Origin of the sequence: Curtobacterium sp. 24E2 (assembly GCF_016925595.1) — a bacterium.
In the GTDB taxonomy this organism is placed as follows: Bacteria; Actinomycetota; Actinomycetes; order Actinomycetales; family Microbacteriaceae; genus Curtobacterium.
Window position 1 is genome coordinate 2,167,486 of sequence record NZ_CP068987.1, and the last position, 18,142, is coordinate 2,185,627.

Below are 18,142 nucleotides of genomic sequence, written 5' to 3' on the forward strand. Positions count from 1 at the left end.
GATGGATCTGCCTGTCCTCTGGTTCGCGATCGTCGGCGTGTTCTTCGTCGGCTACTTCGTCCTCGACGGCTTCGACTTCGGTGTCGGCATGTCCCTGCCCTTCCTGGGCAAGGACGACACCGACCGTCGGGTGCTCATCAACACGATCGGCCCGGTCTGGGACCTCAACGAGACGTGGGTCATCGTCGCCGGCGCCTGCCTGTTCGCGGCGTTCCCCGAGTGGTACGCCACGATGTTCTCCGGCTTCTACCTGGCGCTGCTGCTCATCCTCGCGGCGCTGATCCTGCGCGGTGTCTCGTTCGAGTACCGCCACCAGAACAAGCACCTCGAGTGGAAGCGCAGGTTCGACCTGATGATCATCGTCGGGTCCGCCCTGCCGTCCTTCCTCTGGGGCGTCGCGTTCGGCAACGTCGTCCGCGGGATCCCGATGGACTCCGGGCACAACTACACGGGCACGCTCTTCGACCTGCTCAACCCGTTCGCACTCCTGACCGGCGTGGCGACGCTGCTGGTGTTCTTCACGCACGGCGTCGTGTTCGTCGCGCTGAAGACCGAGGGCGAGATCCGCGAGCGCGCGAAGCGCCTGGCGACCCGGGCCGGCATCCTGACGATCGTCGTCGGCGCCGCGTTCCTGGTCTGGATGGCGTTCGTCCGGGCGACCCCGGCCTCGCTCGTGCTCTCGGTGGTCGCGGCACTCGCACTCGTCCTGGCCGTGCTCTGCAACGCCTGGGGCAAGGAGGGCCGGGCGTTCACGCTCATGGCCGTCACCATCGCCGCGATCGTGCTCGCCATGTTCACGGCGATCTTCCCGGACGTCATGCCCGCCACCAACGACCCGGCGAACAGCCTGAACGTGTACAACGCGTCGAGCGGCTCGTACACGCTGACGGTGATGAGCTGGGTGGCGCTGATCTTCGTGCCCCTCGTGTTCGCGTACCAGGCCTGGACGTACTGGGTGTTCCGCAAGCGTGTCTCGCGGGCCCAGGTCACCCAGGCCGCGCACTAGGCAGGCGACGGTGAAGCCGCTCGACCCGCGACTCCTGCGCCTGTCGCGGACGGCGCGCGGCTTCATCGTCGCGGCCGCCGGCACCGGTGTCCTCCGCACGGTCGCGACCATCGCGATCGCGTGGGGGATCGCCGCCGCCGTGACCCTCGGCATCGACACGGTCCAGGACGGCCGTGTCCCGGGCACCTTCGGGCAGGCGCTCGCGGTGCTGGGCGGCGCGTTCGTGCTCCGTGCCGTGGCGGCCTGGGCGACCGACGACCTGGCGGCCCGCGCCGCGGCGAAGGTGAAGAGCGAGATGCGCACCACGGTGCTCGCCCGCGCCGCCGAGCGCGGTCCGTCCTGGCTGGCGGGCCGGTCGAGTGCGGGGTTCGCCACCACCCTCGGGCCCGGCCTCGACGCGCTCGACGCCTACTTCGGTCGCTACCTGCCGCAGCTCGCACTCACCGCGATCGCCACACCGCTGCTGCTGGTCGCGATCGGCCTCGGTGACCTGACGAGCGGGTTGATCATCCTGTTCGCCCTGCCGGTCATCCCGGTGTTCATGATCCTGATCGGACTCGCGACCCAGTCGTTGCAGCGGAAGCAGTCCGACGCCCTCGCCAAGCTCGGCGGCGCCTTCCTCGAGGCCGTCGAAGGCCTTGCCACCCTCAAGGTGTTCGGTCGGGCCCGGCGCCAGGTCGGCCGCATCGGCGCCGTCACGGACGAGTACCGTCGCGGCACGCTCGGGGTGCTCCGGCTGTCGTTCGTCAGCGGGTTCGCGCTCGAGCTCGCCGCGAGCCTGTCCGTCGCCCTGGTCGCGGTGTCGATCGGCATCCGGCTGGTGGACGGCTCGCTCGGGCTCGGCGCCGCGATGTTCGTCCTGGTCCTCGCCCCCGAGGCGTTCGCCCCCATCCGCCAGGTCGGCGCGGACTTCCATGCCGCCCAGGACGGCGTCGAGGCATCGGCAGCGGTCCTCGACGTCCTCGACGAGGACACGGAGCCCGCGCCGCACCACGACACGGACCCTGCGGCGACCGCTCCGGCTGCCACGGCGTTGGCCGTGCACGGTCTGACCGTCCGCCGGCCCGACGTGGTGATCGGCCCGCTCGACCTGCACGCCGACCCCGGCACCGTCGTCGTGCTCGCCGGTCCGAGCGGCTCGGGCAAGTCGAGCCTGATCGCCGCGCTCCGCGGCGTCCTGCCGCACGACGGCACCGTCGTCGTCCCGGGCGCCGCGGGCACGACCACCGCCGGCCGCACCACCTGGGCCGACCAGCGCCCCCGCCTCGTGCGCGGGACCGTCGCCGAGAACGTCGCGCTCAGCGCGACCCCCGACGCCGTGGACGTCCAGACCGCGTTGCGCGACGCGGGGCTGGGAGTCGACCCGGGCCTCCCGGTCGGCGCCGGCGGCAGCGGACTGTCCGGCGGCCAGGCGCAGCGCGTCGCCGTCGCGCGGGCGCTGTACCGCGCGCGCCGTGTCGGCACACCGTTGGTCCTGCTCGACGAACCGACGTCGGCGCTCGACGCCGAGGCCGAGGCCCACGTCGTCGCCGCGATCCGCGGCCTGGCAGCCGACGGCGCGGTCGTCGTGGTCGCCAGCCACCGACCGGCGGTCGTGGCCGCGGCCGACGTCCGGGTCGACATCGGCACCGGTGGATCGGTCACCGTCCGGACGGGGGTGCGCGCATGAGCCAGGAGGCCCGTGGAGCTTCCGTCCTGCGCCTCGCGATGCCGCGCGGGTCGGGCTGGGCGAAGGCGGTCGCCGCCGGTGCGCTCAGCGCGGTCTGCGCCGTGGCGCTCCTCGCCGCGAGCGGCTACCTGATCACCCGTGCCGCGGAGCACCCGCCGATCCTCTACCTGACCCTCGTGATGGTCGGCGTGCGGGCGTTCGCACTCGGGCGTGCGGCGCTGCGCTACGTCGACCGGCTCGCCGGACACGACGCGTCCTTCCGGCAGCTCGCGGTGGTGCGCACGGAGATGTACCGGCGGCTCGCCTCGGTCGCACCGGCTGGACTCGGCAGCACCGGCCGTGGCGACCTGATGACCCGCCTGGTCACCGACACCGACCGGCTGCAGGACCTGCCCATCCGCGTCGTCGGGCCGCTGGTGTCCGCCGGCGTCGTCGCCGTGTCGTCCGTCGTCGCCGTGGCGATCGTGTCGGTGCCGGCCGCTCTCGTGCTCCTGCTCGGACTGGCGGTCGCGGCACTGCTCGGGTCGGTCGTGACGCGCGCGATCGCCGAGCGCTCCGACCGTGTGACCGCGGCGGACCGTGGTCGGGTGGCCGACCTCGTGCTCGACACCGTGCGGACGCTCGACGTGTTCGCGGCCTACGGCACCCTCGACGAGCGCCTGGCCCACATCGCCCGTCTGGACGCCGGTGTCACCCGTGCGGTCCGCCGCCGTGGCACGGTCGAGGCGCTCGTCGGTGCCCTGGTCGGGCTGGTCGGCGGCGGCGCGGTCATCGGGATCCTGGCCGTCGGTGCACCCGCCGTGGTGTCCGGGGCGCTCGACGGACCGCTCTGGGCGCTGACCGTGTTCGTGCCGCTCGCGCTGTTCGAGGTCGTCGGCGGGGTTCCGCTCGCCGTCCTCACGCTGCGCCGGGTGCGCGCCGCCGCCGAGCGGGTCGAGCAGGTCGTCCCGGCACGGGTGCCCGCAGGCATCGTGCCCGAACCCGAGCAGGACGCCGACCCGGCCGAACTGACGGTGTCCGGGCCGGTCACCGTGGCGGTGCGCGACCTGACCGTGCAGTGGCCCGGAGCCACGACGCCCGCGGTCGACGGGGTCTCGCTCGACCTGCACCCCGGCGAGGTCGTCGTGCTCGAAGGGCCGAGCGGCGCGGGGAAGTCCACCCTCGTCGATGCGCTCGTCCGGTTCGTCGACCACCAGGGCTCGTACACGATCGACGGGGTCTCGGCGAAGGACATGCACCCCGACGTCGTCCGTGCCCGCATCGGGCTCATCGAGCAGGACCCGTTCGTGTTCGACCAGTCCGTCCGACAGAACCTGCTGTTCGCCCGCGAGACCGCCACCGACGACGAGCTGCTCGCCGTGCTCGACCGGGTCGGCCTCGGCGAGTGGGTCGGGCGTCGTGGCGGGCTCGATGCGTCGGTGGGGGAGCGCGGGGGCCTCGTCTCCGGCGGGCAGGCGCACCGGCTCGCCCTGGCACGCGCGCTCCTGCACGCGTTCCCCGTGCTCGTGCTCGACGAACCCACGGCCGACATCGACCCGGACCTCGGCGACGCCGTCCTGCACGACCTCGTCACGACGGCCCGTGCAGCGGGCCGGACGGTCGTGATCGTGTCGCACGTGCCGGTCCGGGCCGACCTCGTCGACCGCACCCTGCGGATGGCCGCCGGCCGCCTGCTCGTCGGGTGACCCGACGGGCGGACGCTGGACGGGCCTCCCGGCTTGTATCGTTGACGTCCGTGACCACCGAGCAGCACGCCGAGGACCCGAACGCCTACGACTTCCGTCGTATCCAGGAGAAGTGGCAGCCCCGCTGGGAAGAGCTCGGGCTCTTCACCACCGACCTGGACGACACGCGTCCGCGCAAGTACATCCTCGAGATGTTCCCGTACCCGTCCGGCGACCTCCACATGGGGCACGCCGAGAACTGGGCCCTCGGCGACTTCGTGGCGCGCTACTGGCGCCAGCAGGGCTTCAACGTCCTGCACCCCATCGGCTGGGACTCCTTCGGCCTGCCCGCCGAGAACGCCGCGATCAAGCGCGGGGTGGACCCGAAGGACTGGACCTACGCGAACATCGCGCAGCAGAAGGCATCCTTCAAGCGCTACGCGCCGTCGTTCGACTGGAGCACCGAGATCCACACCTCGGACCCCGAGTACTACAAGTGGAACCAGTGGCTGTTCCTGAAGATGTACGAGAAGGGCCTGGCGTACCGCAAGGACAGCTGGGTCAACTGGGACCCGGTGGACCAGACCGTGCTCGCGAACGAGCAGGTCCTGCCCGACGGCACCTCGGACCGCTCCGGCGCCGTCGTCGTCAAGAAGAAGCTCACGCAGTGGTACTTCAAGATCACGGAGTACGCCGACCGCCTGCTCGACGACCTCAACCAGCTCGAGGGACGGTGGCCCGCCAAGGTCATCGCGCAGCAGCGCAACTGGATCGGCCGGTCGGTCGGCGCCGACGTCGACTTCGTCATCGAGGGCCGTGACGAGCCCGTCACGGTGTTCACGACGCGTCCCGACACGATCCACGGCGTGACGTTCCTGGTCGTCGCACCGGACTCGGACCTGGCGGCGTCGCTCGTCTCGTCCGCTCCGGACGACATCCGTGCTGCGTTCGACTCGTACCTGGTCGCCACCCAGAAGACGTCGGAGATCGACCGGCAGAACGCGGACCGCCCGAAGACCGGCGTGCCGCTCGGCCGCTTCGCGATCCACCCGCTCACGGGGGAGCGTCTGCCGATCTGGGCCGCCGACTACGTGCTGGCCGACTACGGCCACGGCGCGGTCATGGCCGTGCCGGCGCACGACCAGCGCGACCTCGACTTCGCCCGGGCGTTCGACCTGCCGGTGAAGGTCGTCGTGGACACGATGGCCGCCGTGACCGGGGCGATCCCGGTCATCGACCCTTCGGCTCCGCCGGTGGACCTGCCGTCGCTCGATCCCGTCGCCACGGGTGAGGCGCTGACGGGGCAGGGCCGGATGATCAACTCCGGCTCGCTCGACGGCATGTCGAAGCAGCACGCCATCACCGCCGCGATCTCCCTGCTCGAGGAGCGCGGGACCGGTCGTGCCGCCAAGACCTACCGCCTGCGCGACTGGCTCATCTCGCGCCAGCGTTTCTGGGGCACCCCGATCCCGATCATCCACGGCGCCGACGGCAGCGAGCACCCCGTGCCGCTCGACCAGCTGCCGGTGCGGCTGCCCGACACCGAGGGGCTCGACCTCAAGCCCAAGGGCACCTCGCCCCTCGGCGGTGCGACGGACTGGGTCAACGTCACGAACCCCGTCGACGGCACGCCGGCGCTCCGTGACACCGACACGATGGACACCTTCGTCGACTCGTCGTGGTACTTCCTGCGCTTCCTGGCCGCCAACGACGACACGCAGGCGTTCGACCCCGCCATCGCCCGCAAGTGGGCCCCGGTCGACCAGTACATCGGCGGGATCGAGCACGCGATCCTGCACCTGCTGTACGCGCGGTTCGTCACCAAGGTGCTCTTCGACCTCGGCTACCTCGACTTCACCGAGCCGTTCTCGGCACTGCTCAACCAGGGCATGGTGCTGTCCGGTGGCTCGAAGATGTCGAAGTCGAAGGGCGGTGTCTCGCTCGGCGACGAGCTCGACGCGAACGGCGTCGACGCGATCCGCCTGGTGATGGGCTTCGCCGGCCCGCCCGAGGACGACATCAACTGGGAGGACGTCTCGCCGTCCGCCTCGGCACGCTTCCTGGCCCGCGCCTACCGCCTGGCGGCCGACGTCACGTCGACCCCCGACGTGGTCTGGGCCGAGGGCGACCGTGCCCTGCGCCAGGTGACGCACCGGTTCCTGGCCGATGCACCGGGCCTGATGGAGTCGTTCAAGTTCAACGTCGTGATCGCGCGGCTCATGGACCTGGTCAACGTGACCCGCAAGGCCATCGACAGCGGCCCCGGTGCCGCCGACCCCGCCGTGCGCGAAGCCGTCGAGACCGTCACGCTCGGCCTCGCCGTGTTCGCGCCGTACACCGGCGAGGAGATGTGGGAGCAGCTCGGGTACGAGGCCACCGTCGCGCTGCACGGCTGGCGGAAGGCCGACCCGACGCTGCTGGTGCAGGAGACCCTCACCGCCGTCGTGCAGGTGAACGGCAAGGTGCGTGACTCGTTCGAGGTGTCGAAGTCGATCGAGCCGTCCGAGCTCGAGGCACTCGCGCGGGACTCGGCGAACGTGCAGCGGTACATCGGTGACCGCGAGATCGTCAAGGTCATCGTGCGAGCGCCGAAGCTCGTGAACATCGCCATCAAGGGGTAGTCAGGGGACGGCGCGGGCCGACCACGGGATGGGCGTTTTGCCGTCCACAGGGTGGGCGGTCGGCGTGCCTCTCCACAGCCCTGGACTCCGGAGCCCGGCCGATCGGCCGGGCTCCGTAGCGTTCGGGGCATGTCGTCGCCCTCGTCACCGGACCCTCGGTCGGTGGACGGCGCGGCCGCATCGGGACGCGTGCTCTGGTCGCGCCTGGTGCTCTCGCCGAGGGCTGCGGTGGTGCTGGCCGGGGTCGTCGTGGTGGTCGCGCTCGTGGTGGTCATGGTCGGGTCGCTGACGGGGCGTGGTGGTGCAGGGGCGGGTGGGGTCGTCGTCAGTGGAGCGCCGACTGCCGCCGCGCCGACTGCCGGCTCGTCCACCGCCGGGATGCCGACCGCTGGTTCGTCGACCGCTGGTCCTGCACCTGGTGCGGCGTTCGTGGTGGTGCACGTGCTCGGGGCGGTCGAGCGCCACGGTGTGGTCCGCCTGCCGCTGTCGAGCCGGGTGACCGACGCGATCGAGCGGGCCGGCGGCGCGACGGCGGACGCGGACCTGGACCGACTGAACCTGGCGCGGGTCCTGACCGACGGGGAACGGCTGTACGTGCCGCGCGTGGGCGAGGACGAGGTGCCGGCGGCGCTGGATCCGGTCGACGGCGGTGCGGCGGCGGGCGGCGGCGACGGTGCGGGCGCCACGGGTGCCACGGCTGCCGCGGGGACCGGTGCTGACTCCGTCGTCGACCTGAACAACGCCGACCAGACTGCGCTCGAGACCCTGCCCGGCATCGGTCCAGGGCTGGCCGGCCGGATCCTCGCCTGGCGTGACGAGCACGGCCGTTTCACCGCGGTCGAGGACCTGCTCGACGTCAGCGGCATCGGCGACGTCCGGTTCGCGGAGCTCCGCGACCGCGTGCGGGTCTGAGCCGTGCCCGTGCAGCTGCGGCCCAGCGCGACGGACCTGCGGGTGGCGGTGCCGGTGGCGATCGCCTGGATCGTGACGGCCGTGCTCGTCGGGGGCCGGCGGCAGCGCCCGTCGTCGGGACCGTGGGTGCCGTGCTCGCCGGCGGGAGTGCGATCGTCACAAGTCGTCGTCGATCGGGCCGTCATCGCCGGATCGCGACGGCCTGCGCCGGCCCGGTGCTCGTCGCGGCGGCGCTGACCGCGTTGCTCGCGGTGTCGGTCACCGTGGGGAGACCCGACGAGCGCCGGAGGTGCTCCGGCTCCTCGCCTCCGGGTCGGACACCGTCTCCTTCGAGGCGGCCCTGTCGCGCGACCTGGGCCCGGGTGACCGCTCCGTGCTCGCGACGCTCGAACGTGCCGACGCGGTACGTGCGCTGCGCGTACCGGTCCGGCTCGTGCCGCCGGGCGACCGTGCGCTCGTGCCGCCGGGCGACGATCCCGACCGGGTGCTCGCCGCGGGCACGCGGGTGACCGGCACCGGGACGATCGAGGCCGACGTCCCGGGTTCCGCGACCGCGTTCGTGCTGTTCCTCCGGGGTGTGCCCGCCACCGAGCCACCCGGAGCGCTGCTCGGGGCCACCGACACCGCCCGCCGGGCCTTCGTCCGTGCGACGGCCGACCTGCCCGAGCCCGGAGCTGCACTCCTGCGCGGACTGGCGATCGGCGACCGGTCCGGTCTCGACGCAGCGACCGAGGCGGCGATGGAGACCTCGGCGCTGACCCACCTGACCGCGGTGTCCGGGGCGAACTGCGCGGTGCTCGTCGGCCTCGTCGTGGTGATCGGGCGACTCTGCGGGATGCCTCGGGGGCTCCGGGCGGCGTCGGCCGTCGCCGTGCTGCTCGCGTTCGTGGTGCTCGTGCGCCCCGACCCGTCGATCGTCCGGGCCACGGTGATGGCGGTCGTCGTGTTGGTCGTGCACCTGTCCGGCCGCCCGGTGCGCGGTGTGCCGCTCATCGCCGTGGCCACGATCGGCATGCTGGTCGTCGACCCCTGGTTCGCGCGGTCGTTCGGGTTCGCGCTGTCGGTGCTCGCCACGACCGGCATCGTGGTGCTCGGGCCACCGCTCACAGCGCTGTTCGCGCGACGGCTGTGGACCCCGGTCGCCGCTGCCCTCGCGGTGCCGGTGGCGGCGCAGGTCGCCTGCTGGCCCGTGACGATCCCGCTGTCCGCGGCGCTTCCGACCTACGCGGTGCCGGCGAACCTGCTGGCCGAGCCCCTGGCACCGATCGTCACCGTCGTCGGCCTCGGTGCGTGTCTGCTCGCGCCGGTCTGGCCGTGGGGCGGGTCGGTGCTCGCAGCCGTCGCCTGGGCCCCCGCGTCGGCGGTCGGTGGCATCGCCCAGGGCGCAGCGCTGCTGCCGTACGCGTCGGCGCCGTGGCCGGGTGGCACCGCCGGGGTGGTCGGCGCCGTGGTCGTCAGCGCGTGCCTCGCGGTCGCCGTGCTGAGCACTCCGACGGTGCGGAGCCGCCTGCTGCTCGCCGCGGGAGTCGTGGTCGTGGTCGGTGTCGCGGCCGTCGCGGTTCCCGTGCTGGTCGTCCGCGGTACCGTCCCGCGTGACTGGGCGGTCGCGGCGTGCACATGGTTCTGTAGTCAAACGTAGATGTTGTGTGAGCTACTGTTGGCACGATCAGGGCGGGCGTTACATGGGGAGGCGGGTTGGTCTTGGCCTCTTGGAAGTCGCACCGTGTGACGCTCACGCCTTCGCTGGATGCTGCGGGCTTGTGGGGAGTAGATGAGTTGCTCCGTCGCGAGCAGGCGGCGGGAATAGCTGAGGGCAGCTATTTCATGACATCGCCGGATGGTGGCAGCGATCCACACCTGACGGCCTACTTCAACGCTGCTCAATTCCGTCGGCTTGCCGAGACAACCCGCCTCTCGTACGTCACGGCTTGCCGTCTATTCTTCGACTTCCTCTGGTTGCGCGGGAAGCGATGGAATGAAGCTACCGTCGACGACTTGGATGACTGGGAAGATTGGCGTCGCCGTGCGCCCGCGAACCCGAAGCCAATTGGGGGAAGTGCTTGGATCCGAGAGCGTGCGGCCCTCAAGGGCCTGTACGACTGGGGGTTGTCAGTAGGAATCATCGATACCCACCCGGTCCGCATGGTGACCGTGCGGGCTCGGGACGGTGCGATGATCGAAGTCGCTGAGGCGGCCGCTCACGACGTGCGTTCAACCAACGTGAAGTGGCTCACCCCGAGAGCTTCTCGGCGCTGGCGCGACATCGGCCTGGCAGGGAGGGGACTTGAAGGATTGCATGATCCGACTTTCCGGGGTCGAAATGGCGATCGGAACGTGGTCTTTGCGGACCTTCTTTTTGATTCCGGCCTAAGGCGCACCGAAGGAGCGTCACTTCTTACGGTCGAGCTACCTGTGATGGATGGAGGCTCACGCTATCTTTGGGGGCGAGTCGCTTCGGCGGCTGCGAAGTACAACAGCGGACGGAGGTTTCCCGTTTCTGTCGCCACTCTTCGGCTCATCAGAGCGTATCTAGATACGACCCGGTCCGAGGCCGTGAGTAGGGCGCAGGAGGTCGATCGTTACGGTGCCGTACCCAACAAGTGGGTGGTGTTCGACGTGACAACGAAGGCTCGCGGGACCACCTTGGAATGGTCGGAGGAAGACAGCGGTCGGACCCGGCAGATGCCCGTCGATCGACTCGGGGTGAGTGAGCGGATGCGCCTCTTTCGGGACGGTCCGGGAGGGCTCGAGCCGATGTGGCTTTGGCTGAGTGAGGACGGTCTTCCGTTTCAAAGTCACTCCTGGGAACGAGTGTTCGCCGCTGCGAACGACCGTTGCGCCCGAGTGCTAGGCGATGGCGCCCCATATTGCACCCCCACATGGCGAGGCACTCGTTCGCGTTGACGATGCTCATCGCGATGCGACATGCGCTCGACACCCGATTCGAGCTTGATCCGCAGCAGCGCCGGGACTACGAGCTCCTCTACGGCAACCCGTACCGAATGGTGAAGGACCTGCTCGGGCACAAGTCAGAAGAGACAACCAGAGAGGTGTACCTCGATCCAATTCGAGACGTGCACATTCAGTCACTTCTCGAAGGTAATTTGGGCGAAGGAGCGGAATTTCTGCAGGCCGTGGCCGCCGCAAGCGGACGAGTGCAGGACGTGTCCTTTGCCTAGGGGAAGAACGGCCGCGTTACCGAGCGGAGGACTTCATCACAGCCCCAGCACCCTCAAAGGGCTAGTGGTCACGCACGTCAACGAGAAGGGTACAGCCTCCGCTGAGTATGACTTTTCGCGATTGCCGCTGAGCAGTACCCTCCAGCAGGAACTCGCTGAGGTCTTCGCGCGGCGAGCCACACCGACCGGGAAGTGGCGAAATCTACCCTCAAGCAAGCAAGCGTTCTGGGCGGTTGAATATTTCGGGCGATGGCTCGCGGACCTGGAGGCCGTGCCTACCAGCGTAAGCTCCATCGGGTCTGCGACCTGGTCAAGCTGGCGGCTTGCCCAGCAGGGCAGCGGAGGGGTCGTCGAGCATTCCGCATCATACGAATGCTGCTGCTGGAGACCGAGCTACTCCCGCCCGACACCCGCAGAGCCGTTTCTCGCCGAATTCCGAGAGAGCGGGCGACCGAAGCGTCGTACTCGGACGAAGAGTTGCGCGCCATAGCGGTAGCTGCACGTCGCGTCTGGCGTCAAGCGCGCGACCGAATCCGTCAGAACTTGCGTCAGCTGCATCGGTACCGTGCCGGGGAGTTCTCGCCCTCCAGTACCGACCACGCGATTGGTGAAGTGCTTCAGTATATCGCCGCCAGCGGTGATGTCCCTCGTACCGAATGGCATGATCGAGCCCCTCAGCCTTGGGTCACTCGCGCACTCGGCGGCAGTCACCGTGATCAGACCTGGAAGCGCTTGTTCCTCGATGATGCCGAGATCATGGCAGCGTTGGTTCTCCTGGCCGTCAAGGAAGGCTGGAATCAGACAACGATTCAAGAGCTGGAAGCTCCCAAGCCGAGTCGACGACGGCTCGGGGACTCCGATCTACCGCGTCGAATTGGAGAAGCGTCGTCGCCGTCCGCCCCACCGTTACGAGTCACGAAACCTCACGGACTCAGCGGCCGACTCAACCGCACGTCTCCTCGGACAGGTCATAGAAATCACCCAACCAGCCCGGGACGCACTCGCCGCCCTCGGACAGCCCACTGACCGGCTTCTCGTCGGTCGACGCACGCGGGTCGGGGACGGTCGAGATGCGGACCTCTTTCGACTCGGCCTCGGCGCTCATGCCCTCGATAACCTGGCTCGGGCGACCGGGCTGTCAATCAACACTCGCCGCATTCGCAAGGCAGTCAACAACCGTTATCGGCGTGAACCCAACCAGAACTCCCGCATCACGCACGACAGCGTCTATCTCCTCTCGGATCCGCAGACTCGCGTCGACTCGGAGCCCCTTATCGCTCGCGGCATCGAGCGAGCGGTGCGTCACGCAGAGATGGTCGTCGCAGCCGTGCGAAGGGAAAATGATTCAGTCGGAGACGAGACTGCGCTGTCGGACTGTGTTGACATCGACAAAAGCCCTTTCTCGCCATGGGGGGCACCGTGCGCAGCATCTTTCCTGCTGTGCCTGGCATGCCACAACGCGGTGGTGATGCCAAAACATCTCGGGCGACTCGCGTACCTCCATGAAGCTCTCACGAATCGCAGGGGTGCCATGGCGCCGGACGTCTGGGCAGCTGACTGGGGAGCCCACTTCGCGCGACTGCACTCACTGCGTACGGAGCACTACACCGACGCGCAATGGCAGCAGGCTCTCGCCGACCTCACCGATGTCGACCGCACGACGGTCGACCGCCTGTTGAACGGAGACTTGGACGCATGACCGCACTCTCGTGGGCAACGGTCTTGCCCACAATGGCGTTGCCGGCGCGGACGGATCCTATTTATCCGCCGGAACGCGCGCCTTCGAAATCCGACCTCATTCCACTCTACGGCGATGACATCTGGCCAGTCCGCTTCTTCAGTAACAATCCCTCCATGGAAGACGCCCGGATACTTTGGACAACGTTCCCGCCGCAATATGTTGACCACTTCCGACTCGCAATCTGGTCCCTGTTCAACATTGCCGTACCAGACGAGTTTCTCGCAGAGAGCGCCGCGCCCATGGTGTCCACGTTGAGCGCGCTTCGGATCTACCACAACGCGATCGACTACAGGATGCTCGGGCGGTGGCTGAACGATCGCGGCGTGCCGTCGATCAGCCAGTTCACGGCTACGCTCATGGCGGACTATGCCGAGTACCTGCGCACGGAGCGTCGAGTTGCGCGCGGAACGGCGGTGAACCACCTCACCGCAATCACTCGGCTGTGGGTCATCGGGTTGCAGCTCCCGACGCTCTCTTTACCTGATGTCCCACCGTGGGTCGGTGGACGACTCAGTGATTATCTCCCGCCGCGTGTCGGAAATTCAGGCGAAAACGACACCGAACCCATCGCCACCTCGACGATGTCACCGCTTCTGACTGCAGCTCTCCGATTCATCGACGTTGGCACGGAACCGATCCTCGCCGCTGCCACGCTCAACCAAGACATCTACAATCACAGTAGGGCGAAGAGCCTCAGTCGCAATCGCGAAGGCGCAGGTAAGCTACGTGATTACCTGAACGACCTCTCCAATGCGAGCGCTCGATTCCCGACCAAACTGCACAATGGCAAGGTTGCACTCGACTGTGCGTACATCGCCCATACGGTCGGTGTCTCGGTGTCAGTCGTCTACAACTGGAGCAAGGGTACGGCGGTGCGCGCATATGCCGCCGCGCACGGAGCGCCAATCACCGTTCCGCTCGCTAGTAGCGAACTCATGCCCGAGCGCATCGCCCGCACCGAGATCGACACGTACGTCAACTACCTTCGGGCAGCATGCTTTATCATTATCGCCTACCTCACCGGTATGCGTCCGGGGAAGCCCTCGCGCTCGAAGCAGGATCGCTCAGCGCCGCCTCAGCCAGCGGGGGTGGATGCTAATCAGTTCCCGAACCTTCAAGACAGTGCGAGACGCGGACGGCAACCACGACTCGAACGGACGCATCCGCGATGCCCCCTGGGTCGCAGTCACTCCCGTAGTGAAGGCCATCCGGGCGTTGGAGCGCCTTCAACCTCGGGGTCTCCTGTTCCCATCCGTGCAGCACGTCAAGAGCAGCGGCCGCTCAGTTGGTATCACCACCATCGCCGACGTCGTCAACCGCTTTATTGACCACATCAACCGATTCGCTCCGGGAACCATCCCGCCTGACCCCCGTGGACGCGTTACCCCGATCCGCTTTCGCAGGACGCTCGCGTGGCACATCGCCAACCAGCCTGGCGGCCTTGTCGCACTCGCGGTTCAGTACGGCCATCTGCGCACTGCGATATCGGAGGGGTACGCGAGTCGAGTGCGTGACGGTATCCAGGACCTCGTCGATTTCGAGACCGCACGGAGCATCGCATACCGGTTGAGTGACGCGGCCGAATCATTCGACAACGGGGTGGGCGTATCCGGACCATCGGCCCTCAGATTCGTCGAAGCTCTCCGTGAACAAACGGCACAGTTTGGTGGCATCGTCGCGAGCCAGCGGCAGGCTCGGAGCTTGCTCAACAACACCAAGCTCACGGTGTTCCAAAACGCAGACGCTTTCCTCTGGTGCAACTTCAAGAACGACACGGCGCTGTGCCTTATTGACAGGGATGATGCTGATCGCGCGACCACGCCACGGCTCGATCGGTGTAAGGCAAACTGCTCGAACGTCGCACGCACTGATAGCGATGCGTCCGCGCTCCGCCTGACCGCAGCGAGCTTCCGGCAACAGGCGACTCACATGCCTCGTCCAGCGGCCGACCGGCTCAACGCACGAGCGGATGACCTCGTCGACCAAGCAGACATGCATGATCGGGACCGATTCACGATTGAGCAAATAGATGCCAACTTCTGACGAGCGGCAGGTCATCCGCGACGCCATGGCCAGACTACTGGAAGGCAGGCCAATTCGCTCGAACGGCGCGTTGACGATCGTCAGTCTCGCCGAAGAAGCGAACGTCAAGCGCCACTTGCTGACGCACCGGCATACCGACCTTCGTGACGAGTTCTACGCGCGCGTGAGGAATCAGGGCGCAGTGCCGCAGAGTGAGATTTCGCTCCGAAAGCGTGTCACCGCGCTCGAAGCAAGGGTGGGTCGACTGGCGCACGAGCGGGACGCGCTGGAAGCCCAGGTCGAGGCGCTCCAGCGTATGAACAACGTCCTCGCCGTCGAGAAGGCTCGCGCGGACGAGGCGCTTCGGGGGTCACCACGGGGAAGATACAGCCCATCTTCAGACAGAGTAGGCCCGGGTCTCCGTAAACGTCGTTATCAATCGGGAGCTGATCTGTCTTCCCCGTTTCGGCTGCCATGCGCCGACTCGTGACCCGAAAGACGATCGTCGATTGAGATGACAGGAAGTCCAGTATTAAGGCATTTTTTCGGATTTCAAGAGTGCCGGTCGTGCTACTCGCGGTTGTAGATGGGGGAGTCGCTGGAGCCGTCAGTCCACGCGAATCAGCTGGGTGTGAGCGGACAGCACCAGCGCTGGCGCAGTCGCCTCGCCGGCGCGGACCGAGCCATCGGTTCGGGTGCTACGAGTTCGTGGTCAGCGACGCGGGCGTTCTAGGTCGCGCAACGGCGTGAGGACGGCTTGTGGATCTCGTCGAAGCCGTAGCCACTCTCGCGGAGAGAGCGCTTCCCCGCACACGGCGAGATCGGTCCGCTTGGTGGTCATGAACTCGGCGAGCGTCCGAGTTCCAAGTTCTTCCGCCGCATCGAGGACGCTCGAGAGGTGCGGGATTTGGGAATGGTCGGTGCACTGCCATGCCGGGTACAGCCAGCTCCGGTCGACCTTGAACCGATGTAACTCATGACGAGATCGATCGCATCCCGCGCCTGTTGATCAACTTCGAGGCGCGCACAGACCTCGTCGCGGTCGCACGGGTGGTCGATGAGATCGGTCATATCGAGCTTGACCGCGTTCGATCGTCGCGCCGAAGAAACCGCGTCGCGGCTATCAGCCTGGGAGTCGCGTGCGGCGCCGAATCCCGCTCAGAGGCACGAGCGCGTCGACTCACCTTCGGCACGTACGTCAAGCTGCTTTCGTCACTCACAGCTGTCCCCCCGGTACTCGTCCCACCAGCTGACTGGTGAATCGTCTAGGAGCCAGGTCGGATGCTCGCGTCGTACGCGTTGCAGGTGCGCAGCGTGCGACCACCATGCCGTCCAGAAGGGCGAGCCGGGCTGCGTTGGCCATCCACCCGCACGAGCGATGAGGTCGCTGTAAATGGTCGCTGCGTTCCACTCCTGGTCAACCCAGCCGTTTCGCTCCGCGACTTCCTGAAGGTGATACGCCAGCAGCTCAGGTCGAAGCGGATGCAGACGCCACATCGCCTCTCCCAGCGCAGCTGCCGTCTCCGCGACGTCGACGGTCGCCTCAAATCCACGGGCGATTGTCGCTTCGGGTCGTAGGTAGGGGAACTGATCCACCCACACCACGTCGATGGGATCGATCTGCTCGACGACCACGTCGACGACGTCGTCTGACTTCACCGTGGATTGTTGGAAGGGGACGGCGATCTGCGGCCGCCAGTTGCTTGGACCGAGAGCCCAGTGTTGCCAGGCGGCGCCACCGGCGATCACGGGCATGACCTCGTCGCGTCCTCTCCGCTCCGTGCGCTCGCGCAGGAGCAGCGCCGGCGCGAGCGCGAGCCACCTAGCTTGTGCTTCTAGGGCGAGGTCGCCGACTGGCAGGCGCGCCGTCGCCACATGTACCCACACGTTCAGTATGACCTCTTCGATTTCTCCTCGGTCGTCGAGCCATCGGAGCCCGAGGTGGGCGGCTTGCCTGCCATGCCGACGTGCGAGCTGCGCACGCGTGATCAGCCCGCCTTGTGCCGCGCAGATTGTGATCACATCGGACCGCACCCGGTCGGCCGCCCGACGCCCATGCACGGTCGTGATCGTGTCAGCGGCCGCACGCGGAACCTGCCGCCGCCGCAGGGCAGACTGCCCCTCAGTCGAAGTCTCCTCGGCCGGTCCGTTCGCTTGTGCATGGCAGGCAGAATAATCACTTGCAACGTGCTTAGTGAAGACGCGGACCGAACTTCGATACATGCATTGCGACATTCCCGTACTTTGATCGCGCTCGCGTATTCAGTTCGCTAACGTGTGGCGCTCTCGTGGATTCTGCGTACTTTTCTCGCGATCGAAGTGATCTCTCCGGAAAAGCTTGCCTTTCCGTGGAGAGGTGCTTATTGTCGTCCTCCTTCGGGTCGAGAGGAGAGAACATGTGCGGACGCGGCGCGCACTCATCGGAGCGCCAACGCTTAGGGTCCACCGCCGAGCGCGAACGCGTGCGCGAGTTTGACGCCGACTCGTCGGAGGAGCTGATCGTCGTGGCAGGCGACTGGCACTCCGATCTCGTGCATCTCACGCATAACGTGCCGCGCCTTCTCAATGCGAACTTCCCCGACCCGAAGCGCCAGCCGACCACGCTGCTGCACGCGGGAGACTTCAACATCACAAACGGCTCACGTGCGAACAAACGGTTCGTCCAACGCGCAGCGCAGCTAGCGTCGGAGCGGGAGATGCGAATCCTGATCACGCCCGGCAATCACGACAGCTGGTCGCGACTCGAAGCCCGCGCGGAGTTCGCTGCTGGCCAACCGGTACGCCTGGCAGGGGAGGTGTGGGCGCTTCCTCGCGGATACCGCTTCCGAATGGGCGGTCGGCAAGTGCTCTCGTTCGGCGGCGCCGGTTCATTTGCGCGACCTCCCGTACGTGAGGGAAATACCTGGTGGCGCAGCGAGATGCCGTCTGCAGATGAGGTCGTCACCTGCATCCGCCTCGGCGGCGCTGACATCGTCATCTCACACGAGGTACCGGCGGGCGGCAGCACCCGCGTGGACAATCTGATCGATCGGTCGCCACTCCAGAATCTGGTGGACCGGGAATACACCGAACTCGGCCGCCGGCGACTCTGTGAAGTGTGGGACGGCGTCCGCCCACGCCTCCTCTTCCACGGCCATCACCACATACGAGCCGAACAGCACCACCCCGACGGTCGACGCGTCTACTCGCTTAATAAGAACGGTGAGAAAGGCAACCTAGCTGCCGTCGACCTCGCGACGATGCACGTCCGCTGGCTAGATAGTAGATTGACGTGATTTCAGCAACCGAACCATAGGCGCAGGATCGCTAATCAGGAAGAGGCGCCGGG

The 18,142-nt window shown here is 67.7% G+C and carries 14 protein-coding genes; 12 read left to right on the plus strand and 2 right to left on the minus strand.

Going from position 1 to position 18,142, the window contains the following annotated elements; all coding sequences use genetic code 11:
* Nucleotide 1 precedes the first annotated feature (1 nt).
* The 8 genes from cydB (at nucleotide 2) to JN350_RS10790 (ending at nucleotide 11,051) form a co-directional block, all read left to right on the plus strand.
* Complete coding sequence (gene cydB / locus JN350_RS10755; RefSeq protein ID WP_123340389.1) at nucleotides 2-1,006, plus strand: cytochrome d ubiquinol oxidase subunit II; 1,005 nt, start codon at nucleotides 2-4, stop codon at nucleotides 1,004-1,006.
* A gap of 10 nt (nucleotides 1,007-1,016) precedes the next feature.
* Entirely contained in the window at nucleotides 1,017-2,675 is a 1,659-nt protein-coding gene (gene cydD, locus JN350_RS10760) for a thiol reductant ABC exporter subunit CydD (protein WP_205462187.1), read from the plus strand.
* Nucleotides 2,672-4,360: a thiol reductant ABC exporter subunit CydC gene (cydC, locus tag JN350_RS10765; protein WP_205462188.1), complete on the plus strand. Its 1,689-nt coding sequence runs from the start codon at nucleotides 2,672-2,674 to the stop codon at nucleotides 4,358-4,360. Before cydD ends, cydC begins: the two co-directional genes overlap by 4 nt.
* 50 nt (nucleotides 4,361-4,410) lie before the next feature.
* Nucleotides 4,411-6,960: a leucine--tRNA ligase gene (gene leuS / locus JN350_RS10770; RefSeq protein ID WP_205462189.1), complete on the plus strand. Its 2,550-nt coding sequence runs from the start codon at nucleotides 4,411-4,413 to the stop codon at nucleotides 6,958-6,960.
* A 162-nt stretch (nucleotides 6,961-7,122) separates the two neighbouring features.
* Complete coding sequence (locus tag JN350_RS10775; protein ID WP_240347270.1) at nucleotides 7,123-7,872, plus strand: helix-hairpin-helix domain-containing protein; 750 nt, start codon at nucleotides 7,123-7,125, stop codon at nucleotides 7,870-7,872.
* A 289-nt stretch (nucleotides 7,873-8,161) separates the two neighbouring features.
* Entirely contained in the window at nucleotides 8,162-9,511 is a 1,350-nt protein-coding gene (locus tag JN350_RS10780; RefSeq protein ID WP_205462190.1) for a ComEC/Rec2 family competence protein, read from the plus strand.
* 185 nt (nucleotides 9,512-9,696) lie between these two features.
* Entirely contained in the window at nucleotides 9,697-10,776 is a 1,080-nt protein-coding gene (locus JN350_RS20860) for a site-specific integrase (RefSeq protein ID WP_461964415.1), read from the plus strand.
* Nucleotides 10,773-11,051 (plus strand): hypothetical protein, encoded by a 279-nt coding sequence (locus tag JN350_RS10790; RefSeq protein WP_205462192.1) that lies wholly within the window; start codon nucleotides 10,773-10,775, stop codon nucleotides 11,049-11,051. The genes JN350_RS20860 and JN350_RS10790 overlap by 4 nt, the downstream gene beginning before the upstream one ends.
* A gap of 943 nt (nucleotides 11,052-11,994) precedes the next feature.
* Here JN350_RS10790 and JN350_RS10795 read toward each other — a convergent pair.
* Nucleotides 11,995-12,156: a hypothetical protein gene (locus JN350_RS10795; RefSeq protein ID WP_205462193.1), complete on the minus strand. Its 162-nt coding sequence runs from the start codon at nucleotides 12,154-12,156 to the stop codon at nucleotides 11,995-11,997.
* 590 nt (nucleotides 12,157-12,746) lie between these two features.
* On the opposite strand from JN350_RS10795, the gene JN350_RS10800 reads away from it, so the two are divergent.
* Genes JN350_RS10800 through JN350_RS10810 form a run of 3 tightly spaced genes read left to right on the plus strand, consistent with a single transcriptional unit; the run spans nucleotide 12,747 to nucleotide 15,304 of the window.
* Nucleotides 12,747-14,120: a hypothetical protein gene (locus tag JN350_RS10800; RefSeq protein WP_205462194.1), complete on the plus strand. Its 1,374-nt coding sequence runs from the start codon at nucleotides 12,747-12,749 to the stop codon at nucleotides 14,118-14,120.
* Complete coding sequence (locus JN350_RS10805) at nucleotides 14,047-14,835, plus strand: hypothetical protein (RefSeq protein WP_205462195.1); 789 nt, start codon at nucleotides 14,047-14,049, stop codon at nucleotides 14,833-14,835. The genes JN350_RS10800 and JN350_RS10805 overlap by 74 nt, the downstream gene beginning before the upstream one ends.
* On the plus strand, nucleotides 14,822-15,304 hold the full coding sequence (locus JN350_RS10810; protein ID WP_205462196.1) for a hypothetical protein: 483 nt from the start codon (nucleotides 14,822-14,824) through the stop codon (nucleotides 15,302-15,304). The genes JN350_RS10805 and JN350_RS10810 overlap by 14 nt, the downstream gene beginning before the upstream one ends.
* 722 nt (nucleotides 15,305-16,026) lie before the next feature.
* On the opposite strand, the gene JN350_RS10815 is transcribed toward JN350_RS10810, so the two are convergent.
* Nucleotides 16,027-16,875 carry a hypothetical protein gene (locus JN350_RS10815; RefSeq protein WP_205462197.1) on the minus strand — a complete coding sequence of 283 codons (849 nt, stop codon included), beginning with the start codon at nucleotides 16,873-16,875 and terminating at the stop codon, nucleotides 16,027-16,029.
* Nucleotides 16,876-17,276: 401 nt separating this feature from the next.
* On the opposite strand from JN350_RS10815, the gene JN350_RS10820 reads away from it, so the two are divergent.
* A complete protein-coding gene (locus JN350_RS10820; RefSeq protein ID WP_205462198.1) occupies nucleotides 17,277-18,089 on the plus strand; it encodes a metallophosphoesterase family protein in 813 nt (270 codons plus the stop codon).
* Nucleotides 18,090-18,142 lie beyond the last annotated feature (53 nt).